A 24793-nucleotide genomic window follows, 5' to 3' on the forward strand; every position below is an offset into this window, starting at 1 on the left:
CTATGCAGCCTGAGCAGTCGTATTTTTTTTGCGTTTAATCATGCTGAAGCGATACCAGTCGCGATACATGAAAATATAAAACATGATTGTAGACTGGAACACTTGCGATATAAGCATAGCAATGTACACGCCCTCGGCATCTTGCAACACAAGATGTCCAAGGACATATGCTACAGGCAAACGCACCAGCCACGACGCACTGCTATAAATCCAAAAGTTATATATAGTTGCACCGGCGCCAGTCATAATCCCGCCAAGGGTCATACTGGCAACGGTAAACGGAATAGAAACAATATTATACTTCAAATACACCGCAGCCTGAATCGTTACATCAGCTTCCGGTGCAAGAAATCTAGCCATCGGGTCAATAAACGGCCAGAAGGCGACAGCGACTATCGACATCAAGCCGCAGGCTGTCCCTAAAATACGCAGCCCAGCCCGCTTTGCTTCTACCTTGTTCCCTGCTCCCAGAAAATGCCCGACAAGAATGCTTGCTGTCATATTAAATGCAAATGCCGGTAGAAACAGTAAGGACTCAATGCGCATGCCTGCCGCAAGCCCTGCCAGAGCATTAACGGCATCAAACGGCAGCGATGCGACAATCGCAAAAAGAACAATATATCCAGTGTGCCAAAGCACTTGAGTACCACCAGCTGGAGCCGCAACTTTAACAAGATACGGCAAGGCAAGGCGTGCCCAGCGCCACGGTGCAAAAGAAGATCGGGCAAGTATCTCCTTTCTACGAAGCACGCTAAGATTATAAATTGTACCACCGGTGACAGAAAGCAACGTTGCCCACGCTACACCCTTGTAGCCAAATTCTGGAAAGCCGAACCACCCAAGACCGAACCCTAAGTCTGCAATGGTATTTACAGTCGCGACCAAAGCAATAGCGCGCATTGGTACAAACACCATCATCTTTGCCCTGAATATTGAGTTCGTAATGACAAACACATAATATATAGGCAACAGTACAAGATAAATTTTCAAGAAATACAGAGCGATGGGATAAATTTCATCCGGCGTCTGTAATATCCCTAAAAAGGCATGCCTAAAGCTTAACCCTGATGCTGAAACAAGAAGCCCGCACGCAAGCCCTACTAGCAATACAAGTCCGATATACCGCGCAGCTCTTCGGTGCAGCCCTGCCCCAATTGATTGGCTAATGGCAGCTACACAGCCGTTACCAATAGCAATAGCGACAACAAGAAAGAACAGAAAGGTCTGGGAAATCATTCCCAACGCAGCCTGAACACTTGAATCAATCTGTCCTGCTACCCATACGTCTACAAAGCCTATCAAAAAATGAAACATCATCATGACAATCTGCGGCCAGGCAAGATTCCAGATGGCTTTATATGACGTTGGATCTACTACTTCTTCTGAATTACTCATTAATGTTAACCAAGTATAAATGTTGAAGTGCAAAGAGTAATACGCATGGAAAAAAAGTACAGTACTGAAAGTACAAAATACTACTTTCTACGTAGGACAGCGATGTCGCATGTTGGACAAGCACGAGTGCCAGCACACCCTATCTGACTACAAATTATAAAATGTCACCTGAGAACAAGCGATGCTCTACTCCGCCTTCACTTTGCAGCACAAGCATTCCATCCGTGGAGACATCCGTAACAATCCCTTTGTATGTTTCTCCGCGAACCTGCACTGTAAGTTCCTTACCGACAACATCCGTAAGTGCCTTCCAGCGGGCAAGAAGTGGTGCAAACCCCTGCTCTTTTGTAAGAAGATACCAGTATTCGTACTGTGTTAAATATGCCTGTAATAACGCAACGCGGGAAAGCTCTTTACCAGCAACTTCGTCAAGAGAGCACGGGACAGTGCGTAAATCCGGCACAAGCTTCTCAGGGAGTGGGCGCACATTGATACCCGCGCCTGAAATCACGTGTCCCACACTGTCGCCGGAAAGAAATATTTCTGTCAGGTTTCCAGCAACTTTACAGCCATCAATCAACACATCGTTAGGCCATTTGCAAACAGGAACGATTCCAGTAACGCTATGCACAGCTTCCGCAGTGACAACATTAGTCAGCAGAGTAATAATCGGCGCTTCATTAGGCGCAATATCCGGTCGCAGTACTACCGACACATACAACCCGCATCCGGCAGGCGAATGCCATGTACGTCCCTGCCTTCCGCGCCCGCCTGTCTGCTCATCAGCAACAACTACGGTTCCTTCCGGTGCATTGGCAAAAGCAAGCTGCATGGCTTCTAAGTTGGTTGAACCAACGCTTGCCATGTAGTGCATCCCGCGCTGTCCGAAAATACGAGTCTCCAGCCCCTGCTGCACAATTACTTCTGTTAGCTTTTCAGCTTTCCGCAATAGGCGATAGCCTTTCCCCGTAACCGACTCTATCTCATGTCCCTGATCGCGCAGCACTTTAACATGCTTTGAAACCGCAGCACGCGAAATAGAAAACACATGGCTTACATCCTCGCCGGATGTGTACCCTTCTGTATTATTTTGCAGCAGTTCGACAATTTTTTTGCGAACCGCATCACCTTTTAACGCCATGTCCACCTCTTGTTGTAAACCAAACACAAACAGCAAAAGTTGACAACAGTACCACTCTCATATACCTACTTCAGAACGTCGCGGCAGCATGCAGTCTTGCTCAATTGTCATCCAAAAACATGCGAAAGCTGCCAGCACAACACCATGTGCACTTGAAAATATCCTTAGCAACCAAGCAACAAATTGTTGCCGTATTTTTTCAGAGAGCTTCTATGCCCAATACAACGTCAACTGTGTACGCCCTGTGCGAAGAGGTTGTCCAGTCAGGAAAGGGAGTCAGCCGCGCAGATGCAGAAACCCTCATCAACCTGCCTGAAAGCGCAACACTGGACTTGCTTGCTGGCGCGCAGCGTATCCGTTCTTCCCTCACTGCATCCCCATCTTTCACATGCGGGATTGTTAATGCCAAATCAGGCAAGTGCAGCGAAAACTGCTCGTTCTGCGCGCAATCAAAATATCATGATACAGGTGCGCCAATCTATCCGCTTCTTGATCCGGAAACACTCCTCACTCGCGCCAAAGAATTAGAGGCAGGCGGAGCAAACCGGTTCGGTATTGTCACAAGCGGCATGGCTCTTTCAGATAACGAACTCGATACAATATGCGAAGCAGCTCTCGCCATTACGACACACACCAGCATCAAAGTCTGCGGCTCTCTAGGACAGCTCTCTCCTGATATGGCTACGCGGTTACGTGAGGCAGGTTTTTCTAGTTATCACCATAACTTGGAAACTGCACGCTCACATTTTTCTGCCATATGTAACACGCACGAATATGACGAAGATATTGCTTCTGTACAAAACGCCCTCAAAGCAGGGTTCAGGGTTTGCTCCGGCGGCATTTTAGGTCTTGGTGAAAACCGCAACCAGCGTGTTGAACTTGCCTGTACCCTGCGCGACTTGAACGTACCATCTATTCCGTTGAATTTTCTTACTCCTGTAAAAGGGACACGGCTGGAAAATCAGCCACTCCTTGCTGCATCCGAGGCATTACGTGCCATAGCGGTATTCCGCTTTATCCTCCCGACACAGGATATCCTAATTGCTGGCGGACGCGAAAATACACTCCGAGACCTTCAAGCTCTCATCCCTATGGCTGGTGCAAACGGACTTATGATCGGCAATTACCTGACAACAAGCGGACGCAGCATGCATGACGATATCAACATGCTTATCAATCTTGGCGTCTTATAAGGAAGACACATGAGTACTACACAAGAACTGCAAGCAATTGATCGCACAAATGTATGGCATCCGTTCACTCAAATGGCAGAATGGACTCAGCAGGATCAGCTTATTATTGAGAGTGGCAAAGATAACTGGCTCATCGACACCGAGGGGAATCGCTACCTTGACGGTGTTTCTTCACTATGGACAAACGTGCATGGACACTGCGTACCGGAAATCGACGAAGCAGTGCAAAAGCAGCTTACTAAAATAGCCCATACTACCATGCTTGGACTTGCCAGTGTGCCAGCAACCGAGCTTGCAAAGCGGCTTGTCGATCTTCTGCCGGAAGGACTCACGCGGGTATTTTACTCTGACAGTGGCTCCACCGCCGTAGAAGTTGCACTTAAAATTGCGTTCCAATTTCAGCAGCAGGCAAAAAAAGGTGACCAAAACCGCACCAAATTTATTTCCATGCAGCACGCCTACCACGGCGACACCATTGGTTCTGTTGCTGTTGGCGGTATGGATTTATTCCATGCAACATACAAGCACATGCTGTTTCAAGGTGAAAAGGTCATCAGTCCATACTGTTACCGCTGCCCATTTGAAAAAGAAAAAGCCACCTGTAACCGTGAATGTTTCCAGCACGTAAAAGACGTCTTGACCGAGCATGGAAGTACAGCAGCAGCCTTTGTTATTGAACCGCTCGTTCAAGGAGCAGCGGGACAAATCATGCATCCAGAAGGATATCTGACGCACGTTCGCAACTTGTGCACCCGTCACAATGTTATTCTTATTGCAGATGAAGTTGCAGTCGGCTTCGGCAAAACCGGAACCATGTTTGCCTGCGAACAAGAAAACGTGACACCAGATATTATCTGTCTCGCAAAAGGCATCAGTGCAGGCTACCTGCCGCTGGCAGCAACCGTTGCATCTGAAGAAATTTACAATGGATTCCTAGGAAAACACGAAGAATTTAAAACATTCTTTCATGGACACACCTACACGGGAAATCCTCTTGCATGCGCCGCTGGCATTGCGAATCTTGATTATTTTGAAGCCCACAACGTTATGGAAAAACTCCAGCCAAAGATCGCCCATCTGCAAAAAAAGCTCGCTGAAATGCAGCAGCTTCCGCATGTAGGCGAGATACGTAATCGCGGCATTATGACTGGTATCGAACTCGTGCAAGATGCTGCAACCAAAGAGCCATACGCAGCAGCACAAAAGATAGGACATGCGGTCTGCATGGAAGCACGAAAGCACGGTGTCATTATTCGTAACTTAGGAGACGTGATAGTGCTGATGCCGCCGCTCAGCATCACGATCAGCGAAATTGATCTGCTCTGCGCCGCGACCACAGCAGCAATCAAAACAGTTACGGAACGTGCGTAGTTTTTTTGCCTCTGGCAGCTGGGGGAAACCCTTTTGGAAAAGGGTTATCCCCCAGACCCCCTTCCTAAAACTTTTAACAGCGACGAGATCAAGCCCTAATGCTATTCGCGGCTTATGCACCATGAACTTTGTATCCAGTACACATACTATTTGTCGTTACCTCTTTTATGGCAACGCAATGTAATCATCCAAAAAAATTTCTATCACTCAACTCCGCGGTCAAGGGGGCGTCCCCCTTGCGGGGGTGCAGGGGGCAGCGCCCGCCTGCCCCTCGGAGAGTCGTCGAAGACCCGTCGGAGACCCTTGCGAGTCATCAAAAAATTATGACAAAACCTATCACAGGAACTTTTACATTTCCGGCGAACGAACCAGCGTTGCAAGATCATTTTCCTGACAGCCCTGTTATTCCGGGTACGCTTATCATTCACAGCTTTGTGGATGAAGTACGCAGCCACATGCCAGAGGCAACTTTGGGTATACGCAAATTCCGATTCAAATCGTTCATTACGCCAGATTCGTATGCATATCGCATCGAACCGAAGCCTTTCGGGTATGCTTGCACCTTATTCAAGGGGACGGAAAAAGCTGTGACTGGTCGGATTGTTGTTGAAAGTAACGGAGGTAGTGATGCGTAATATTCCCATGCATTTTTCTGGAAACCATGCCTGTATCCTTGGTGCATCTTCTGGACTGGGAATGGCTGTAGCGCAACTACTCTCTGATGCAGGATTCCGACTAACCCTTTCTGCATGCTCGCACGATGGATTAGAACGCATTGCATCTGCCTTCCCAGAAGCCACTGTTGTTGAACTTAATTTAGAAACTGTAGCTCGAAGTGCTGATACCGAGCAGCAATCACAACTCAGGAATATTGATTCTCCCGACTACCTTGTCGATTGTATGCAAAGCGATTTTGAAGCTTTTATTTCAGGGGCAGAACCTGCACGCATTGCACAGTACATGGAAACTAATATTTCCGGCAGAGCTATTTGTCTCAGACATCTCTCGCGATTGATGCTGGCGAAACGGTTCGGGCGTTGTGTGTTTATATCTTCAACGGCTGCGGCTCTGCCTAACGCAGGGCAAGGTTTTTATGCGGCGGCGAAACTGGCTGGAGAAGCTCTATATCAGAACCTTGGAGTCGAACTTGGCGGGCGCGGTGTCACAAGCTGTTCTTTCCGTATTGGGTATGTTGAGAGCGGCAGAGGCGCGACGTTTCTTGAAAAGAATCCGCAAGCAGTTCAGCGCAGCCCTGCAAAACGAGCAATGACGCCAGATGAAATTTCTCACACGGTTGCTTTTTTACTAAGCGACGCTGCACATATGATTAACGGAACAACCGTCACAATGGACGGCGGACTTACCGCCTGCAAATAAGGATGCACGATGTCTATTTTCACTCAAGTACAGGATATAATCGCAGAGGTTCTGGAAATCGAACCTGAAGAAATCACCATGGAAAGCTATGTCATGCGCGACCTGCCGACAGAATCCATTGACCTGATGGAGTATGGGGTTGGGTTTGCGAGCAAATGCGGAGTGCCTATCCACGATGACATCATCTTTCTACAATCACTTAGAATGCATATAGCAGAAGCTGAAGAAAAAGGTTTAGATACCATTGAACATATCTCTGGTATATACCCACATCTGTCTTCGGAGCGTTTATCCGCAATGTTTGATACTATCGAGGATGGCCCTGTTTTACAGGTACGCGATATTGTCGCCTACATTCAACACGCAAACAGCATGTTATAATTTGTGATGAAGAATAGAGTAGTTATAACCGGATGCGGGTGTATCTCTTCTTTAGGCAATACTCCCGAAAGCATACGGGATACTGTTAGCATGGGGGAAGTAGCCTTTGCCCCAGCGCAAGACTTTGAAGGATACATAGTCTGCCCTGTTTCTTCTTTCGATCTTACAACATACACAGGACGTTGGAAAAACAAAAAATATCTCGCACGCGGTGCACAATTTGCCTTGGCTGCGGCAATTATGGCTGCAAAAAATAGTGAACTTGCTCCCGAACAGTTGGAACAAGCAGGACTTTTTATCGGTGTTGGACCGAATTTTGATATCAGTGCAGATTTTCACTCAATGCAAAACGGAGAGCTGGACAATCCAGACCTTGCGGCGCTGTGGATGCTTAAATATCTGCCGAACACTGCGGCAAGTGCTATAAGCCAATTTCTGCATATCCACGGTGAAAACTCCACTGTAGGGACAGCATGCTCAGCGTCTACTCAGGCGATTGGTGAAGCATTCCGCAAAATAAAGGACGGCTATACAACCATAGCGTTTGCTGGCGGTGGAGATTCCAGAATCTCACAAGGTGGTCTGCTCGCGTATAAAAAGGCACAGGCACTGTGGAGCAAAGGTGGTCATCCTTACGCTGCCTCCAGACCATTTGACGCAGCGCGTAGCGGATTCGTTGCAGGAGAAGGTGGCGCAATATTCGTACTGGAATCTCTAGAGCATGCTCAGGCTCGCGATGCACATATACTCGCAGAAATTTGCGGCTACGGTGCAACTATGGACGCGCATACAATGACAGCACCACATCCTGAAGGAATGTATGCAGAAAAAGCCGTTCGCGCAGCATTAACAGAAGCAAATATGCATCCTGAAGAAATTGAATTAATCGCAGCGCACGGCACATCTACTCTACTCAATGACCAGATGGAAGCTGCTTTGCTAGAACGCATTTTTTATAGCGATGAAACAATCAGTTCTCCGAAGGTTACAGCAATTAAGTCTTGGATTGGGCACTGCTCTGCGGCTTCCGGCGCAGTAGAATTAGGCATTTTGCTTGCGACGCTAGAACAAAAACAAGTTCCCCATGTGCGCAACCTGACAACACCATGCTCAAGCAACATTGAATTTGTTACTGAAAATTCAATATCTTCAGGTACAAATATCATACTTGAGAGTTTTGGTTTTGGCGGTCAAAACAGTGCGCTAGCTTTGCGTCTTTGGTGATTTATGCAACAGAATAAAACTATTCACTTCGGTGTAGAGCGATTCATTCTGCTTGATAGAATCATCAGTCATTCAGCTAAAGAACTAACAACTGAAAAAAATTTTATTGAAGCGCCTGCATATCTTGCGCTTGAAGCTATGGCACAGGCTGGCGGAATGCATTTTAGAAAGTGTATGGATTTTTCCAAGCACGCCTTTTTGCTTTCTATCCAACAGGTTCCACTGCCTTCGGTAGCAACGTTTTCCGGCTGCGGTACAGCAACAGCAATACAAACAGCACGTACGGATTCCACGGCAGCATATACAATTTCTTTTAACTGTGGAGAAATGAAACTGGAAGGCTCCTTTCTTTTTGGAACAACCGAGTTTGGCAAACAGTTTTCAAAAGACTCACTCACAACCCATTACAAAGAGTTATTTCTATGGTTACAGAACGCTTAAAGCGCTCGATTGCACTAAGAAAGTCAGCAGGATTACACCGCTCACCGGTTACTATCGAAAAGCACGTTGGTAGTAGCGCCGTTGTTAATGGGAAGTCGCTTATCAATTTTGCTTCCAACGACTACCTTGGACTCGCTCAAGATACCGACTGGAAAAATACTATCGCCAAATGCTTTCAAGCGTACCCCCCATCAGGAACATCTTCCAGACTGGTTACAGGGCATAGCCAATTCACCGAAGATGTTGAGCAAGAATTTGCAGCGTATTTTGGCTATGATGAAGCCATCTTTTTTCCAAGCGGATATCAAGCGAATCTCGCAGTTCTATGGGGACTATGTTCACCTGCTGAAATGTTGTTCTATGACAAACGAATTCACGCTAGCATGGTGCAAGGTCTTGCTCAAACAGGCGGAACCTTGAAGGGGTTTGCGCATAGCAACCTTGAACAACTCGACAGAAAACTTACCGCTGCCCAAGCAGAAAACCCTGTGGTTCTGACAGAATCCCTTTTCAGTATGGATGGAGATCTACTGGATACCGCAACGTTCGGCGCATTGCGGTCTAAGCATGCATTCTTCAGCATACTTGATGAAGCACATGCTGTTGGCGTGCTGGGAACCAACGGTACAGGAGTCGGAGGCGATTGTGCAGACATCGCTGTTGGAACATTCGGGAAAGCATTAGGTATGTTTGGAGCGTTTGCTCTACTCCCTAAAGGCTTTAAAGAATTTTTCAATAATTTCTCGTCTCCCGCCATATACTCAACCGCCATGCCGGAAGCACATGCTGCTGCCGCGTCTTCTTTGCTACAAAAACTTCCGCAATTAGAAGATAAACGCGAACATATAGCACACCTCAGTGCTTATATGCGTTCAGAACTACAAGATGCCGGTTTCACCATTTTTGGTGATGCACACATTATTTCTATTTTAGTTGGTGATGAAGTGAAGGCGACGAATATTGTTCATAAAATGCAAGAAGACGGTGTTCTTGCATTCGCATCACGGTATCCTACAGTACCAATGAACAAAGCTGTCATACGGATAAGTATGACAGCCTTGCACAGTACTGAGGACGTACACACATTCGTCAACAGTATCAGGGGGTGGTATGACAGAACCTAATCCGTCATTTTTCGTTGTCGGCACAGATACCGACATAGGCAAGACAGTTGCTTCCCTGATGCTTATGCGCTTCCTAATAAGAACGGGGCACACGCCTTACTACTGGAAACCGGTGCAAACAGGCTGTCTTAGCCCGAACGATGCTGGCGCGGACGCCAACTTCGTTCTTAAATATTGTCCGGAACTGCATCAAACTGCTGATGATGCCACCGGAGCCTGCTTTCGCGCTCCCAAGGCTCCATTCTATGCTGCCCGTGATGAACAGAGCAGCATAGAAGTGGAAGACCTTTTACACAAACTGGCATATTTGCATAAAAATAATACCTTGGTGGTGGAAGCTGCCGGAGGATTGCTGGTGCCTTTCAGCCGTACACACATGTTGGCGGACATGGTGCAGCTTGCTGTTGAGCAATTCGGGATTAAGCCTGTACTCGTTGCACGAGCCGGACTTGGTACAATCAACCATACGCTTCTTTCCATTGAGGCGTTACATCGCAGGGGCATTCAACCGGCAGGGATAGTGTTTGTGAACAACAAGGAACACCGAACACCACAAGCGATGTTGCAGGAAAACATGGAAGCAATTTCCACGTTTTCAAACTATTCTGCATGCGGATGTATTCCGCACATTGAAGACTTTTCTAATCCTCCCGAAGAAGCAATTACTCTCTTCGAAAAGATTGTCGGCTAAGTTTGCCGAACAAAAACGACAAACCAGCCAACAGTGTCGTACCTTCGTCATTCTACAAGTGTATTACCTAAATGCCGTCATGCTATTGCATGGCGGCACACTTGCAAAACAACTGCAAGCAAAGCTTATTCACCGAACTCACTGATAAGTGCATCCGCTTCTGGATACATATTCAGCAGATCATTCAACGTCTCACGACGGCGGATAAGACGGGCTTCACCATTTTCCTGAATAAGCACTTCCGCAGGGCGCGGACGCTGGTTATACGGGGAAGCCATTACATACCCGTATGCACCTGCATCAAGCATAGCAATGATGTCGCCCTCAGCAATTTCAGGAAGCTGCCGATCCTTCGCCATTATATCACCTGATTCACAAATGTTACCAACAATAGACTGCTCCATTGTTTCAGTAACCTCGCTACCGCCTTCACGGTAGATTTCCACATCGTGGAAAGAATCGTACATAGCTGGACGCATCAACTGGTTAAAGCCGAGGTCTGTACCAGCGAAGCGTTTTTCGCCGTTGTTTTTCACGCTGTAGCAGGTACCGAGCAACGCACCGCACTCAGCGGCAATGTAACGACCCGGTTCGCACATGAAACGACCTGTATATCCGGTGTCTTCTATAAATTTAGTAATGGTGGCATTAAATGCTTCGCCAAGTTTTGCGAAATCAAGGCGTTCTTCACCTTCGTATTTGTGGTACGGAATACCGAACCCACCGCCGAAATCGATGATTTCAAGTGTGTTATCGTCGGTAAGCCACTCTGAAGCAATAGAAAGCAATACCTGCATGGCTTCAAGATAACCATCCGGTTCCATGAAAAGCGAACCGATATGCATGTTCACACCACACAATGTAAGATTATGACGATCCAAAATCTCACGCACGGTATCAGCAGCTTCCGGGTCAACACCAAATTTAGTTTGCTTTCCGCCTGTTACAACTTTGGCATGGTGACCAGCACCGATACCCGGGTTAAAGCGAATAACAACCTTGCCGCCTGGATTCAATTGTCCGAACAAGTCCAGCTGAGAAAGAGAATCGACACTCACATACACGCCACGATCAATGGCAAACTGGAGTTCTTCAGCAGAGACGTTATTAGAAATAAACAGGATCTGCTCAGGCTTAAATCCGGCGGCAAGGTTCATGACAATCTCACCCGGCGACATGGCGTCCACAACCATGCCTTCTTCCTGTACAACCTTTAGGAGGTGAATATTTGTATTCGCTTTCGCAGAATAGTTAGGTGTAAAGGCTGGATTGTCAGAAAGCGCCTTAACTTCGCGGCAGCGTGTACGCAGTATGTTCTCGTTGTAAACATAAAGCGGGCTACCGAAAGTTTTTACAAGTTCCATCGGGGTGGTATTACCGTAGAATTTTACTGAATCCGTATAGGTGGAGCGAACATTGCTCATGCCGAAATCTCCTGATTACATTCCGCGTATCTTAATAAGTTCAATCTCATTCAAGAGAGCTTCGCGCATCAACGATACGAGGTGCTTGCTTTTTGAATAGAGACACTGCCCTTTATTAACTTCGAGCGTGCCCACTATAACTTCGCTGGTATCAGCGATAATACGCACATTTTCCACCGGAGCTTCATTGTGCATAAATACTGCACCGGAAAGGTGCGGGTCTTCATTGGTTAATATAACAACTTTTAAACCGCGCTCAATACAGTTTTCCAAATCAGACGTAAGTAACTTTACAGTTGAAGATGAAACAGAAAGATATACCCACCCTTTAGCAAGCAAAATCATATTACGCATTTTATCAAGCGTATTGCCGTATCCTGAAATAGTAAGGTACGGCGCTTCCTCTTCTTGCTGCTCCGGCAAATTTTCTTCCAGAAAGTCCAAGGTAGATTCGCAAGAACGGCGTAAATTCAAAATTAATTCTTCACGCGGAATTGCAGTATACTTGCTGGAATCTTCTGAGGAAACAATTGCTCCGCCCTTTTCAACAAGGCTGGACAACGCAGCGTATGCATTGGAACGGGAAATACCGGAAACTTTAGCAGCTTCGTACCCCGTCATGGCTCCCATTTTACAAAGAGTGACATACATTAAAGATTCTTGCTGGGTAAAACCAAATTTCTTCAATGCCTGAATGAGTTCCATCTCTTCTCCTGAGTAGTTCTTCTAAGTACTACTATTTCAGATTTCAATACCGGTCAAGTCTTCGGTACGATTTTTCTATTTTTTGTGCATGTCGAGCTGATATTTTATTCAACATATACCTATTGTTATGAAAGCAACAGAGAGACAGCACACTACATATAACAATAGTAATGCCACAGTCATGAAACAATACAGAATCCAATACTCGCAGTGGAGATATAATTGTGGATGCAACCCCCCCCGTACATCTCACTTGAGCATGTGACATGACTGCCTGCGTAAATGTTTTTTTCGCTCCGTATGCCATGCGCGTGCTGATGTCTATACACAAGATATCATTCCACTGCGCATGCCACTGCTCTTTAAATAAGAATTGACTTTAAAAGGGCTAACAGTCATCCTATCATACCACATTTTTAACAAGGAGACCTCCATGGCACAGGTCAAAAACGGCGATTCAGTAAAAGTTCACTACACAGGCACTCTTGAAGACGGCTCTGTTTTCGATTCCTCCCGCGAACGCGAACCACTTGAGTTCACTCTCGGTTCCGGCATGCTTATTCCAGGTTTTGAAAAAGCTGTTGAAGGTATGGCTGTAGGTGATGCTACTAAAGTTACAATTCCTGCGGACGAAGCATACGGACAGCGCAATGACGAAATGGTTATTGACGTTGCAAACGACCAAGTGCCAGAACACATCACTCCAGAAGTTGGTATGTTGTTGCAGCTTGAATCCGAAGGCGGAGTAATGGAAGTTGTAATTACTGCCGTAAAAGAAGATGGCATTACCCTTGATGCCAACCACCCGCTTGCAGGTAAAGATCTTACCTTTGAAATTGAGCTCGTTGAAATCGTATAAATCCGATTTCATTCGAATAGAAAAAGCCCGCATCCTCAGGAAGCGGGCTTTTCTTATGCTTTTCACTTGTATCTAACAGATACTGGACACACCAGCAGCAATCTAGCGTTGCTGCAATTCAACAACAATGTGTTGCAGACGAGAAGCAGCCGAAGAAAGTTCTGCTACTGCTGCTGACGACTCCTGAATACCAGATGTGGTCTCTGCAACCACAACATTCACTTCCTCAAGAGCTTTGTTAATTTCTTCAGAGGTTGAAGACTGCTGTTCCGCTGCTGTGGCAATACTGCTGATGAGAACAGCTCCCTCAGCAGACATATCAACAATAGATTTGAGTGCATCGCCGGACAGTGTTGACTGCTCTGTGGCACTGGATACATAAGAAACAGTATTTTCAACGTGCTTCATGCTTTCTCTAGCAGCAACCTGCATGGCAGAAATACTTGTTTCTACCTGATTCGTCGCTGTCATTGTTTTCTCAGCAAGCTTGCGAACTTCATCAGCAACAACAGCAAACCCTTTCCCGGCTTCTCCAGCACGGGCAGCTTCGATTGCAGCGTTGAGTGCAAGCAGGTTTGTCTGATCTGCAATGTCATTAATCACAGTAAGCACATCGCCAACAGAATCTGCCTGTTCACCAAGTTTCTTCATGTTGCTTTCAAGGTCTTGTGCTGTAGCGTTCACCTGTTTGATAATCTGAACAACGCCATCAACAAGCTGTGCGCCTTCATTTGCTTTCTCTTGAGCACCAACAGATTGATCTGTTGCGCCCGACGCGTTTTTGGCTACCTCAAGCACCGTACTATTCATTTCTTCCATCGCGACACTTGTTTCTGTAACACGCACTTGCTGCACTTCTGCGCCTGCGGCAATCTGTGCGACTTGCATAGAAAGACGTTCCGAGGAAACAGCCAAGTGTTCTGCCAGTTCATCAGCTTTTGATGCAACTCCGAGCATTGTCCGTTCAGCACTCTTAATATCTGTCTGGTCGATCCAAATTTCAATGGCTCCCACTATCGAACCATCCCGTAAGCGTACAGGAACAGCTGAGTACTGGATATCATAGTCGCCAGAAGGCATTGAAGAAACAGTATCCTGAGTGCAGAAATGCCCACTATCAATGCACTGATCGCCTCCACATAGCTTTGTATTGCAGTGGGATGTTTTTAAAAGTTCATGACATTTTTTTTGGCGGTAATTACTTGCTCCGGTAAACTCTACCGCCTTTGTGTTAAGAAAAATCGTATTGTGTTCATTATCACGGATCATCAACCCAATCGGCAGACTATTAAATGCATCCGCGAACATTTCCACGAGCATATTAAGGTCTTCCATTATCGATGCAAAATCGCCTGTATACTTACCAACGTCGCCGCTGGTTTGTATTTCACCCCGTTCTACTGCACCTGCAAGTGTTGCTACGTCCTTCCCGAACATGGATAATATTCCTGACAGTCGAGCAAGGTTTGCATACACACCATTTTTTGCTTTGGATACGTCGAATGAAAAATTACCATCCGCCAGCATACGTACAACCGTGGCCAGCTCAGCAGGGTCTGCACCGAGCATGGTATGAGTGCTTCGTAAAATCCAGCTGATAATACCAATGGATAAAATAATCGCAAAAACAAGAACACCATATGTAATTTGGACAATCTCTGCTTTCACAGACTCTGCATACCCAGCAAAGGTAGCAGCTTTTCCGTCTGCAAATTCAATGAATTCTTCTATTTCACTATTCAAAACAGCGACACGCCGAACGCCCTCTGTTTTTGTTATTTTCTCAGCAGCTTCTTTATCTCCAGCCTGCATGAGCGCAACAACTCTACTTCGCACAGGTGCCCAACTGGCAAAGTTATCTCTAAGCAATGTAACTTTTTGCGGGTTACCCAAAAAACGCTCTTTTAAAATATCGAAATCTGCATAAATATTAGTTTCTAATTCTTTAATTTCTTGAAGAAACGTATCGACTTGTGCTTGTGAAGAGCTTGAAGCAATGTTTTTCATTGCAACATGAATACGAACAATGTTGTCATCAATTCTAAGTATAGCTGTACTTACCGCATACGGATGACGATACAGCTTTGCAGTGGCAGAAGAAACCTCTTCAATTTCCTTAATAGCCCCGAATCCCATACTCATAATTACGCAAAGTAATATACCAAAACCTAAGACTAGTCGCGCTCGCAGCGTCATACGTCCTCCCTACTAAGGCTCCTACCATGTAAAAAAGCATCACTGCCCGAATTTGATGCTGAAAAAAGCCTACGCTAAAAATTGTACATTAATCATCGCATACTTATCGAACAATAAAGCTTTTTCTTTAAAAGACAAATATCTTTCTCACTTTTTATACCAGAAAACAAATTCTCCAACATAAAAAACCCCGTTCAGCAAATGCTGAACGGGGTTCATAGAGACTATGAGTTATGAAGCTACAGTAGCTTACCTATTTGTACAACTGTCACAGCTACTGCGTAAGCAAGAGCAGTGTTGAATACCACAGAGAACATAGCCCACTTCCATGAGTTTGCTTCCTGTTTAATCGCTACTACTGTTACGAAACACGGTGCGTAAAGGAGTACAAAAAGAAGGAATGCAACTGCTACACTTGGTGTCCAGTTTGGATCCTGTGCAATACGTTCTGCAAGCGGTGCAGCATCTTCAGGGTCTACTTCACCAAGAGAGTATGCAGTACCAAGAGTAGATACGATAACTTCTTTCGCAGCAAAGCCACCTACCAACGCAATGTTTGTACGCCAGTCAAATCCGGCAGGACTCATTACAGGCTCAAGTGCAACACCAATGGATCCAGCGTAGGAATTTTTGAGGGTAGCTTCAGCTTCTTCGTTTTCAATTTTCAACAGATTTTCTTCAAGTTCAGCTACAGGTGCGCCAGAAGCGGTTGCAGCATCAATCTGTTCCTGAACAACGGTTTTCTGTGCATCAAACGCTGCTACCTGGTCTGCTGGGAGATTCGGGAAGGTCATTGCTGCCCAGATAAGAATTGAGATAGCGAGAATTACAGTACCCGCTTTCTTAATGTACTGCCAAGTGCGCTCCCAAGTATGAATCAGCAAACCGCGGAGAGTAGGGAAACGGTACGGAGGCAGTTCCATTACGAATGGAGTAGCTTCACCTTTAATAACTGTATGACGAAGAATTTTTGAAACAATAAGAGCACATGCCCATGCAGCCATGGTGAGCATGAACATAACCATTGCTTGATTTTCTTCAAAGAAAACACCCACAAAAAGAAGGAATACAGGCAGTTTTGCACCACATGCCATGAAAGGAGCAGTGATGAGAGTTGCCAGTTTTTCTTTAGGGCTTCTGAGGGTACGTGCAGCCATAACACCCGGAACAGCACAACCACCAGCAATACCACCGGATACGATGAAAGGCATTACAGAACAGCCATGCAAACCGAAGAAGCGGAACACGCGGTCAAGCATGTATGCAACACGCGCCATGTAACCGGAGTCTTCCAGAATTGCGATCTGAAGGAACATGAACATAATAAGCGGAACAAAGCCCATTACGCCACCAACACCATCGATAACACCGGAAATCACCAGCGATTTAAGCAGACCATCCTGCATATTGGCTTCTGCTGTTTCTCCAAGCCAACCAAAGAATGACTCAAACCAGCCGACAGGGGTTTCACTGAATGTAAATGTTACCTGATAGATGAAGTACATAATCGCCAGCATAATGATTGGACCAAGGAAACGCTGGGTCACAATGCTGTCGATTTTATCAGAAAGCGCTACGCGGTCTGCCGCTGCATCAAGACGAGTAACCACGCCCTGACGAACAATAGAAGTAATGTACCCGTAGCGGTAGTCAGCAATAACAGCTTCAGGGTAGGTAGCAAGAGTGCTTTCAAGGTGTTTAGCTACATCTTGAACAACAGCTTCAAGTTCTGCGGAAACAGGATGGGTTTCGCGACCAAGCTGGATAATTTCTTCATCGCTCTCAAGATATTTCAGAGCAGTCCAGCGGGAAGGATAACGGTCTGTAAGAAGATTATTTTTTTCGATAAGAGCAATCATCTTATCGAGAGCAGGGTCAAGATCTGGACCGTATGAAATGGAAAGCGGCTCCCACTTTTTGCCTTCACTTTCAGCAGCGCACTTAGCGGTAGCTTCCAGCAAAGTCGGGATGCCTTCGCCTGTTCGTGCTACGGTTTCTACAACCGGAACATTCAATTTCTCAGAAAGCTTTTCAACGTCAATCTTCATACCTTGCTTTACGGCTTCGTCCATCATGTTCAATGCAAGAACAATAGGAGCACCCATTTCCATTAACTGGATTGCAAGGTAAAGGTTACGCTCAAGAGCACCAGCGTTAAGAACGTCTACAACAACATCAGGACGCTGGTCAGCGACTACGTTACGCGCAACAATTTCTTCCATTGTATATGCGGTAAGGGAGTACGTACCCGGAAGGTCGATAAGGTGAATTTTTTTGCCACCAACAGAAGCAAAACCTTCTTTTTTATCAACAGTAATACCCGGATAGTTACCTACATGCTGGCGAGCACCAGTAATTGCGTTAAAAGCAGTCGTCTTACCGGAGTTCGGGTTACCGGCGAGAGCAACTTTAATCTCTTTGGACATGAAACATTCCTCGTATACAAAAAATTTTGTGGCAGATTATTGTATTAGCTACGTTCAACAGCGATGTAATCAGCTTCGTTATTTCGCAGCGAAAGAGTAAAACCGGTAAGTCGCAGCGCTACAGGGTCTTGCAATGGAGCACGCCCTACAACTTCAAGCTCAGCACCGGGAACAAGTCCCATATCTCGAATACGACGACCAAGCTCGCCAATAGCCGTAATTGCAACGACCTTAGCCTTTTCCCCTACTTTTAATTCCCGCATTGGTATTGGGTTTGACATCTTAACCACCCTTTGTGAAATTGAAAATCTCTATCAATTAGATTTGGTAAAAAAAGTGTGCTGTGTTTGCACACTATCGGATACCAGCCTTCTATTGCTCTTTATCTATAGAGCAACCGCAGCTTGATGTTGAATTGTGCGAAGATGATTTATTTGAAGAACTACACCCACCGCAATCACTTCCACAACCACAGCCGCCGGATGTACCTTTTTTCATATATCGACGCACAAGATAACCAGCCGCTACAGCAATAATTACCGCAACAATAATAGCATCCATTTGGACACCTCCGATTAGTCGTCATCTACATAATCGCTGCTTGCACGCAACTGCTGGCAAGCAAAAACATAGGGCTTCCCTATGTCAGATTATGACTACCACACAAAATCTCTAGAAACTTCCAGCGACCTGTGCGTTTGTTTGAATTTGTTCATTGTCCAGAGGTTCACATTCCAGCTTGCAAGCAACGTCGTCCCCCAAAGTGAGCAGACAATTCTTCACTTTAAAGCTGCACGGCGAACATACTTCAACCACAGTGCCAGGAGTTAACCCCATTGCGCACAAGCGACCTCTTAATTTAGGTTCACTGCAAAGTGCGTTTATTCGAGCTTTACATCCAGTAGGCAAAGAATTCAACATTCGTGTGCGTCTACGCTTGCGCTTACAACATGGCATTTTGACCCCTCCAAAACTTATGATTAGTGAGTAGTCAAATTGAAAATGATTGTCAAGGGCATTGAGAATGTGATTGAAAATTATTTTCAACTATCGCAACATTTCTTTATACAACTATCCACCATACCTGACAGTTATAGTATAACCCAGCTGACAAAGACTCCTTGCACCAGTGCACATCTCACCGTATCCTAGGTCACTAATGTAACACTTATATATGCCTCTGCTCTTCAGCATAAAGAACAATGCCAAGCGCTACTGTAATGCTTTTTTGCAGCACTCCAGCGTCATATATAGCACTTTAGACACCAGCACATCTGCCGTTGATGTACATTTTGCGCGTGTTACGAAAATTCGACTACCTATGCTGTCTTACGGTACGGCTTCCCGCGTCCATATTTTTGTTCAACTTCCTTTTCAAATAGGACACACAATGCAAACGATATCCTCAAATCCACTACTCTCTGTAGAAGGATTAACAACAGTCTTCACCACCGCTGCACACGGCAAGCTTACAGCTGTGGATGATGTCAGTTTTTCTATCAATTCTGGGCAATCGTTGAGTATTGTTGGGGAATCCGGCTGCGGTAAAAGCGTAACTTCACTGTCGATCATGCGACTTATTCCCACTCCTCCCGGTGAAATTAGTGGCGGAAAAGTTCTTTTCGATGGGCAAGATCTGCTGAAACTTTCCGAACCAGAAATGCAGCGTATACGTGGCAATTCCATCTCAATGATCTTTCAGGAGCCTATGACCTCGCTTAATCCAGTTTTCAAAATTGGTGAGCAAATTGCGGAAGTACTACGCCTGCATGAAGGATTAAACAAAAAAGTAGCGCTGGACAGAGCGGTTGATCTTTTGCATCAAGTCGGCATCCCGTCTCCGGCTCAACGCGCAAAAGAATTTCCACACCAGCTTAGCGGCGGCATGCGCCAACGTGTTGTTATAGCTATGGCTCTTGCTTGTTCACCGCGTTTAATAATCGCAGATGAACCCACAACCGCACTTGATGTAACCATACAGGGACAAATTTTAGATTTAATGCATCAGCTCGCCGAAGATACTGGCACTGCCCTGCTTTTGATAACGCACGACCTTGGCGTAGTAGCAGAAAATGCTGATGACGTTGTCGTTATGTACGGTGGACGAGTAGTAGAACAAGCAAGCACGCTCAACCTTTTTAAAAAGCCGTTGCACCCGTATACACAAGGACTTATGCGCTCTATTCCTGCTATCCCGGAAAAAGGTTCTCCGCTTCAAAAAGGCATGCTTGAAACCATCCCCGGAGTAGTCGCCCCGCTGTATGCACAGCCGAAAGGCTGCCGCTTTAACGAACGATGCAAACACGCTTTTACCAAATGTAAACAAGTTGAACCACCATTGCTTACACCAGAAGCTGGTCGCGAAGTTCGCTGCTGGCTCTATGCATAAGACGCACAACAACTTTTGATATCACGCACTAAAAAGCCCCGTCCTTTCGGACGGGGCTTTGAAATTACAATTACTAACCAGCTACTAGCTACCAGCTTTAATTAAGCTTTCGAAGTAAGCCTGATTCTGATCGGTGTAATCTTCAAGAACGATAGTGTGTGTCAAATGATCTGATGAACCTGCCTGAGAGGCTGTCACTGTGATTGTGGTGTCACCATTCGCAGTGCTGAAACCAGTAATGTCTAATGTCTCAGTGCCTTGCCCAGAAATCACATCGGTAAAGCTCAGTGTATCACTTCCGTTTCCGAAATCCTGAATAAAGGTTGTCTGACCTGATACTCCAAAGTCCTCACCAGTAAAGAGGAAAGTATCATCGCCAGTGCCACCATTCAGAATATCATGATCGCCAGCACCACCATTCAAGGTATCATTACCTTCACCACCAAACAGGTGGTCACCATCTGCTTTTACTACAGAGATGTTATCAAGGTTGATGCCATGATCCCATGAGCCAACATGACCATCTCCAAAGGTAACCCCATCAACATCAGTATCCTGATAGAATTTCACTGTTGTATTTCCATCAACAGCTGTAAAAGTGAAAGACTCATAATTTCCTTCACCTGTAATATCAGCATGTTCAAGCACTTCAGTACGTATCACATTGCCATTACTGTCAATAATATCGACCTTAATGCCATCATGTCCATCATCACTGCCATTCCAAGCATCAAATTTAATTGTATAACTGCCGCCAGCTTCTGTTGCGAAAGATTGCTGGATTGCTCCGTCATCATTGCCCCAAAATCCAGTACCAATATCTAGGTGACCATCTTTTGATTCTACATCACCAGAAACCTGCCACCCCGCAGTGCCATCAAGCTCACCATTATTTACGAGGTTAGACAAACTACTGTCATGGTCATTGTCGCCGCCATACAGCACATCATTTCCAACACCGCCTTTAATGATGTCGGACCCAGCGCCGCCGTCAATCTGGTTGTTACCACCATCACCGATCAACGTATCAGCATGCTTTGAACCAATAAGATTCTCAATGCTTACATACGAATCGTTTGCGGCATCACCTTCATTATTGCGAGAATCAGACAAATCAGCGGTTACGCCAGCATTAGATTTTTCATACGAGACAGTGTCGATACCATCAGTTGTTATGGTTGCATCATTGGTGCTACCACCATAGAAGGTATCTTCACCAGCGCCACCAATAAAGGTGTCATTACCTTCACCGCCGTACAGTGTGTTAGTTCCTGTACCACCTGTAAGGATATCGTTACCTTCATCACCATGAAGGATATCGTTATCAGCACCACCGTATAAAACATCATTTCCAGAGTTACCATGAATGGTGTCATTACCTGCGCCGCCATAAATAGTATCATCTACTCCCGGCACAACAGAAACATTATCAAGGTAGATGCCCCAATGCTCTGCATTACCAGTGCTGGCACCGACCTGATCGAACGTAATCTCTGTACTTGTTCCGGCACCTGCAATGAATGTAACTGTATGCGTTGTCCAATCCGAAGATGACGTAGACGATGTCGTGTAGCTTCCGTTCGTCAATTTGGAACCAAGTGCATTTGCAATATGAACGCTAAGCTCATTGTCCTGCCCTTTCCAGTTAGAATCATTCCGCACAGTAAATGTCAAAGTATATTGCTGACCTTCGACGGTATGGATGCTTTGTGACAAAGAAGTTCCATAGTCACTTGAAGGATCTTTTGACTGGACTTCAACATATTCATGTCCGTACCCGTCAATTCTACCACTAGGAATTTGCCAGCCATCAGGAACCCGAACACCATTAACAGGAACCCAATTTGAGAAGTCGCCGTTATTAATCAGTTCAGAATTTTCAACCGCAGCATCGCCGCCGTTGAGAATATCATCACCAGCGCCACCTCTAATAATGTCGGAACCAGCGCCACCGTCAATCTGGTTTGCATTATCATCACCGATTAACTTGTCAGCATGACTTGAACCGGTAAGGTTCTCGATCCTTGTGTAGGTATCCCCTGCTGCATCACCAGTATTTCTACTGGAATCAGACAAATCAGCAGTTACACCAGCATGAGAATTTTCATACGAGACAGTATCGATACCATCAGTTGTTATGGTTGCATCTCTTGCATCTCCACCATCAAAGGAGTCTGCACCAGCACCGCCGATAAAGGTGTCGTTGCCTTCGCCACCATAGAGGTGGTTGTTTCCAGCTCCGCCAGTGAGAGTATCGTCTCCAGCTCCGCCTTCTAAGCGGTTATTAGCTCCATTACCGGTAAGAATATCGTTGTAGTCACTGCCAACCACATTTTCTATGCTATCGAGAGTATCGCCTTCAGCGCTACCGCCTGATTCTTTTTGACCATCAGACAAATCAACGTTGACTTGTGCATCAGAAGATTCGTAACTCACGGTATCAGAACCGTCGCCGCCTTTAATCGTCTCCGTGGCGGTGCCAGCAAAAATTTCATCGTTATCTTTGCCAGCTTCAACAGTTATTGAGCCTGAACTAGCGTTGCGAAGATCAATTTTATCCTCGCCTTCACCAGTTGCAATACTCATGTCCACAGCAGCAGTTGTTCCCAGAACAACAGAATCATCACCTTTGCCAGTCGAAACATTTTTCCAGTCGCCATTCAATGTCAGTGAGTCGGCAGAGTCGGAACCTACAAGTGATTCAAAGTTTTCGAGATGCCCTTCTGCAACAGTGCCACCTTTCGAGCCGAAACTGTTATCAACGTTCACGGCAACACCGCTGGTGGATTGGCTAAAGTCAGCCACATCGTTATCACCTGCACCGCCATTAAGAGTACGGGTATCACCTGCCCCAACGATGAAAGTATCGTTTTGTGTGCTTCCTTCAATCGTCTCAATTGAATTGTAGGAATCACCAGCAGCAGCGCCTTTACCGTTGTTGCCGACAAGATCAACAGTTACAGCCGACGATTCATGGTAGCTCACCAGATCGTTATCGCCAGCACCGCCATTGAAGATTTCACGAGCTGCGCCTGCGTACATTGTATCATCTCCGGCACCAGCGTTAACCGTAACGTGAGCAGTGCTTTCAGAGCCGCGGGAGAGATGAATAGTATCAGATTGCTCACCAGCTGTTACAATCAAATCACTATTATCAGCTGCCTGAACATGGACATCAACCTGCTTGTTGCTTGCAGTAAATACAGTAACGCCGGAGGCTGTTCCTTCGCCGATCACTGTAACATTTTCAGACTCGGTAAAGCGTACGTTCTCGAAATCGGATGCTTGTGCAACAATGTTTCCTGAAGCATCTGTCACAACAAAGGACTCCACACCATTAATCATCTTAATAGTGACTATGAACGGTCCTTCACCGCCGATTTCGAGCATGTCATTATCGGCGCTAGAGCCAACAATTTTTTCAAAACCTTTAAGGTGACCGTCTTGCGTTGTGCTGCCTACTTTTCCAAAACTACCATCTGCATTGACTTGCACAGCAGCTTTAGACTGGCTGAAGTCTGCGACATCACCATCGCCTTTACCGCCATCAAGAGTACGGGTATCACCTGCACCTATTATGAAAGTATCGTTGTGATCTGTACCTTTAATCTCTTCAATTGAGCGGTACTTATCACCAACGGCATTACCTGAACCTTCGTTATTGCTTCCTACGAGATCAACAGTGACCGCTTCACCAGATTTTTCATAGCTGACAGTATCGTGTCCGCGTCCGCCTCTAAAGGTCTCCTTAGCGCCACCTGCAAAGATAGTGTCATGCCCATGACCTGCTTTAACTACAACATGTCCACCGCTTGCATTGCTCAGATCAATAGTATCCGCGCCACGCCCTGTTGCAATGGTCATGTTAACAGCAGCTGTTGTACCTAATGTGACAGAGTCATTGCCCTTACCAGTTGCAACATGTTTCCAGTTTGCACCAAGAGTAAGGGAGTCTGCATGCTTTGACCCAATAAATGACTCGAAACCTTCAAGGCTACCGTTAAGAGCAGAACCTTTTTCACCAAAATGCCCATCAACATTCAGTTTAACGCCATGGTCAGAATGCCTGAAGTTAACAGTGTCGTTGCCACTGCCACCTGAAAGCGTGCGGCTATCACCTGCGTCTACAATAAAGGTGTCATTTTTGCTGCTACCTTCGATTCTTTCAATGGAGTCATAAGAATCACCCTCAGCGTCACCTTTACCCTTATTTTTTCCAACAAGGTCAACAGTTACAGCTTTAGAATTGCGATAGCTCACAACGTCATCGCCCGAACCACCATTGAAGGTTTCTTTTGCACCACCAGCGATCATTGTATCATTATCAGCGCCAGCATTTACGGTGATGCTGCCAGACTTCACGCCGGAAAGGTCGATAACGTCGTCGCCGCCTTCACCGTCGATAGTATTTTTGCCACCATATTTTCCGCCGACATGATTGCTACTATTGGCTTCA

21 protein-coding genes are annotated in these 24793 nt (G+C 45.9%); 11 read left to right on the top strand and 10 right to left on the bottom strand.

Annotated elements, in window-relative coordinates:
- Window positions 1-1395 (bottom strand): MATE family efflux transporter, encoded by a 1395-nt coding sequence (locus N4A56_RS03725; protein ID WP_293669068.1) that lies wholly within the window; start codon window positions 1393-1395, stop codon window positions 1-3.
- Between the two features lie 154 nt (window positions 1396-1549).
- Window positions 1550-2536, bottom strand: coding sequence for a biotin--[acetyl-CoA-carboxylase] ligase (locus N4A56_RS03730; protein WP_293669069.1), 987 nt, complete (start codon window positions 2534-2536; stop codon window positions 1550-1552).
- Between the two features lie 212 nt (window positions 2537-2748).
- Between N4A56_RS03730 and bioB the strand changes: the two genes are divergently transcribed.
- The 9 genes from bioB to bioD all read left to right on the top strand — a co-directional run bounded on the left by bioB (window position 2749) and on the right by bioD (window position 10338).
- Window positions 2749-3729, top strand: coding sequence for a biotin synthase BioB (gene bioB / locus N4A56_RS03735; protein ID WP_295545129.1), 981 nt, complete (start codon window positions 2749-2751; stop codon window positions 3727-3729).
- Between the two features lie 9 nt (window positions 3730-3738).
- On the top strand, window positions 3739-5100 hold the full coding sequence (bioA, locus tag N4A56_RS03740; RefSeq protein ID WP_295545131.1) for an adenosylmethionine--8-amino-7-oxononanoate transaminase: 1362 nt from the start codon (window positions 3739-3741) through the stop codon (window positions 5098-5100).
- Between the two features lie 323 nt (window positions 5101-5423).
- Window positions 5424-5735: a hypothetical protein gene (locus N4A56_RS03745; protein WP_295545133.1), complete on the top strand. Its 312-nt coding sequence runs from the start codon at window positions 5424-5426 to the stop codon at window positions 5733-5735.
- A complete protein-coding gene (locus tag N4A56_RS03750) occupies window positions 5728-6477 on the top strand; it encodes an SDR family oxidoreductase (protein ID WP_295545134.1) in 750 nt (249 codons plus the stop codon). The genes N4A56_RS03745 and N4A56_RS03750 overlap by 8 nt, the downstream gene beginning before the upstream one ends.
- Before the next feature lie 9 nt (window positions 6478-6486).
- Complete coding sequence (locus N4A56_RS03755) at window positions 6487-6858, top strand: hypothetical protein (protein WP_295545136.1); 372 nt, start codon at window positions 6487-6489, stop codon at window positions 6856-6858.
- 6 nt (window positions 6859-6864) lie between these two features.
- Complete coding sequence (locus N4A56_RS03760; RefSeq protein ID WP_295545158.1) at window positions 6865-8082, top strand: beta-ketoacyl-[acyl-carrier-protein] synthase family protein; 1218 nt, start codon at window positions 6865-6867, stop codon at window positions 8080-8082.
- Window positions 8083-8085: 3 nt separating this feature from the next.
- Complete coding sequence (locus tag N4A56_RS03765) at window positions 8086-8523, top strand: hypothetical protein (protein ID WP_295545138.1); 438 nt, start codon at window positions 8086-8088, stop codon at window positions 8521-8523.
- Complete coding sequence (locus N4A56_RS03770) at window positions 8505-9647, top strand: aminotransferase class I/II-fold pyridoxal phosphate-dependent enzyme (protein WP_295545140.1); 1143 nt, start codon at window positions 8505-8507, stop codon at window positions 9645-9647. The genes N4A56_RS03765 and N4A56_RS03770 overlap by 19 nt, the downstream gene beginning before the upstream one ends.
- Window positions 9634-10338 (top strand): dethiobiotin synthase, encoded by a 705-nt coding sequence (gene bioD / locus N4A56_RS03775; protein ID WP_295545141.1) that lies wholly within the window; start codon window positions 9634-9636, stop codon window positions 10336-10338. Before N4A56_RS03770 ends, bioD begins: the two co-directional genes overlap by 14 nt.
- Window positions 10339-10463: 125 nt before the next feature.
- On the opposite strand, the gene lysA is transcribed toward bioD, so the two are convergent.
- Window positions 10464-11762, bottom strand: a complete 1299-nt coding sequence (gene lysA, locus N4A56_RS03780) for a diaminopimelate decarboxylase (protein ID WP_295545143.1) — start codon at window positions 11760-11762, stop codon at window positions 10464-10466.
- Between the two features lie 15 nt (window positions 11763-11777).
- A complete protein-coding gene (locus N4A56_RS03785) occupies window positions 11778-12467 on the bottom strand; it encodes a TrmB family transcriptional regulator (protein WP_295545145.1) in 690 nt (229 codons plus the stop codon).
- Window positions 12468-12900: 433 nt separating this feature from the next.
- On the opposite strand from N4A56_RS03785, the gene N4A56_RS03790 reads away from it, so the two are divergent.
- Window positions 12901-13326 carry a peptidylprolyl isomerase gene (locus N4A56_RS03790; RefSeq protein WP_295545146.1) on the top strand — a complete coding sequence of 142 codons (426 nt, stop codon included), beginning with the start codon at window positions 12901-12903 and terminating at the stop codon, window positions 13324-13326.
- A 102-nt stretch (window positions 13327-13428) separates the two neighbouring features.
- Here N4A56_RS03790 and N4A56_RS03795 read toward each other — a convergent pair whose 3' ends face one another.
- From N4A56_RS03795 to N4A56_RS03815, 5 genes are all read right to left on the bottom strand, one after another.
- Window positions 13429-15522, bottom strand: coding sequence for a methyl-accepting chemotaxis protein (locus N4A56_RS03795; RefSeq protein WP_295545148.1), 2094 nt, complete (start codon window positions 15520-15522; stop codon window positions 13429-13431).
- Window positions 15523-15761: 239 nt separating this feature from the next.
- Window positions 15762-17948 (bottom strand): ferrous iron transport protein B, encoded by a 2187-nt coding sequence (feoB, locus tag N4A56_RS03800; RefSeq protein WP_295545150.1) that lies wholly within the window; start codon window positions 17946-17948, stop codon window positions 15762-15764.
- A 44-nt stretch (window positions 17949-17992) separates the two neighbouring features.
- Window positions 17993-18229: a FeoA family protein gene (locus tag N4A56_RS03805; RefSeq protein ID WP_295545152.1), complete on the bottom strand. Its 237-nt coding sequence runs from the start codon at window positions 18227-18229 to the stop codon at window positions 17993-17995.
- Between the two features lie 91 nt (window positions 18230-18320).
- Window positions 18321-18509 carry a FeoB-associated Cys-rich membrane protein gene (locus N4A56_RS03810; RefSeq protein WP_293669098.1) on the bottom strand — a complete coding sequence of 63 codons (189 nt, stop codon included), beginning with the start codon at window positions 18507-18509 and terminating at the stop codon, window positions 18321-18323.
- A gap of 111 nt (window positions 18510-18620) precedes the next feature.
- Window positions 18621-18905: a FeoA family protein gene (locus tag N4A56_RS03815; protein WP_366519889.1), complete on the bottom strand. Its 285-nt coding sequence runs from the start codon at window positions 18903-18905 to the stop codon at window positions 18621-18623.
- A 433-nt stretch (window positions 18906-19338) separates the two neighbouring features.
- On the opposite strand from N4A56_RS03815, the gene N4A56_RS03820 reads away from it, so the two are divergent.
- A complete protein-coding gene (locus N4A56_RS03820; RefSeq protein ID WP_295545154.1) occupies window positions 19339-20337 on the top strand; it encodes an ABC transporter ATP-binding protein in 999 nt (332 codons plus the stop codon).
- Window positions 20338-20421: 84 nt separating this feature from the next.
- On the opposite strand, the gene N4A56_RS03825 is transcribed toward N4A56_RS03820, so the two are convergent.
- Window positions 20422-24793: DUF642 domain-containing protein (locus N4A56_RS03825; RefSeq protein WP_295545156.1), on the bottom strand; the 4372-nt coding region annotated here is incomplete at its 5' end.

Origin of the sequence: Halodesulfovibrio sp. (assembly GCF_025210605.1) — a bacterium.
Lineage (GTDB): Bacteria > Desulfobacterota > Desulfovibrionia > Desulfovibrionales > Desulfovibrionaceae > Halodesulfovibrio.

Bases quoted from the DNA above. Each gene is read 5' to 3' on its own strand.
- N4A56_RS03725 (WP_293669068.1), bottom strand. From the start codon at position 1,395: ATGAGTAATTCAGAAGAAGTAGTAGATCCAACGTCATATAAAGCCATC.
- N4A56_RS03730 (WP_293669069.1), bottom strand. From the start codon at position 2,536: ATGGCGTTAAAAGGTGATGCGGTTCGCAAAAAAATTGTCGAACTGCTG.
- bioB (WP_295545129.1), top strand. From the start codon at position 2,749: ATGCCCAATACAACGTCAACTGTGTACGCCCTGTGCGAAGAGGTTGTC.
- bioA (WP_295545131.1), top strand. From the start codon at position 3,739: ATGAGTACTACACAAGAACTGCAAGCAATTGATCGCACAAATGTATGG.
- N4A56_RS03745 (WP_295545133.1), top strand. From the start codon at position 5,424: ATGACAAAACCTATCACAGGAACTTTTACATTTCCGGCGAACGAACCA.
- N4A56_RS03750 (WP_295545134.1), top strand. From the start codon at position 5,728: ATGCGTAATATTCCCATGCATTTTTCTGGAAACCATGCCTGTATCCTT.
- N4A56_RS03755 (WP_295545136.1), top strand. From the start codon at position 6,487: ATGTCTATTTTCACTCAAGTACAGGATATAATCGCAGAGGTTCTGGAA.
- N4A56_RS03760 (WP_295545158.1), top strand. From the start codon at position 6,865: ATGAAGAATAGAGTAGTTATAACCGGATGCGGGTGTATCTCTTCTTTA.
- N4A56_RS03765 (WP_295545138.1), top strand. From the start codon at position 8,086: ATGCAACAGAATAAAACTATTCACTTCGGTGTAGAGCGATTCATTCTG.
- N4A56_RS03770 (WP_295545140.1), top strand. From the start codon at position 8,505: ATGGTTACAGAACGCTTAAAGCGCTCGATTGCACTAAGAAAGTCAGCA.
- bioD (WP_295545141.1), top strand. From the start codon at position 9,634: ATGACAGAACCTAATCCGTCATTTTTCGTTGTCGGCACAGATACCGAC.
- lysA (WP_295545143.1), bottom strand. From the start codon at position 11,762: ATGAGCAATGTTCGCTCCACCTATACGGATTCAGTAAAATTCTACGGT.
- N4A56_RS03785 (WP_295545145.1), bottom strand. From the start codon at position 12,467: ATGGAACTCATTCAGGCATTGAAGAAATTTGGTTTTACCCAGCAAGAA.
- N4A56_RS03790 (WP_295545146.1), top strand. From the start codon at position 12,901: ATGGCACAGGTCAAAAACGGCGATTCAGTAAAAGTTCACTACACAGGC.
- N4A56_RS03795 (WP_295545148.1), bottom strand. From the start codon at position 15,522: ATGACGCTGCGAGCGCGACTAGTCTTAGGTTTTGGTATATTACTTTGC.
- feoB (WP_295545150.1), bottom strand. From the start codon at position 17,948: ATGTCCAAAGAGATTAAAGTTGCTCTCGCCGGTAACCCGAACTCCGGT.
- N4A56_RS03805 (WP_295545152.1), bottom strand. From the start codon at position 18,229: ATGTCAAACCCAATACCAATGCGGGAATTAAAAGTAGGGGAAAAGGCT.
- N4A56_RS03810 (WP_293669098.1), bottom strand. From the start codon at position 18,509: ATGGATGCTATTATTGTTGCGGTAATTATTGCTGTAGCGGCTGGTTAT.
- N4A56_RS03815 (WP_366519889.1), bottom strand. From the start codon at position 18,905: ATGCCATGTTGTAAGCGCAAGCGTAGACGCACACGAATGTTGAATTCT.
- N4A56_RS03820 (WP_295545154.1), top strand. From the start codon at position 19,339: ATGCAAACGATATCCTCAAATCCACTACTCTCTGTAGAAGGATTAACA.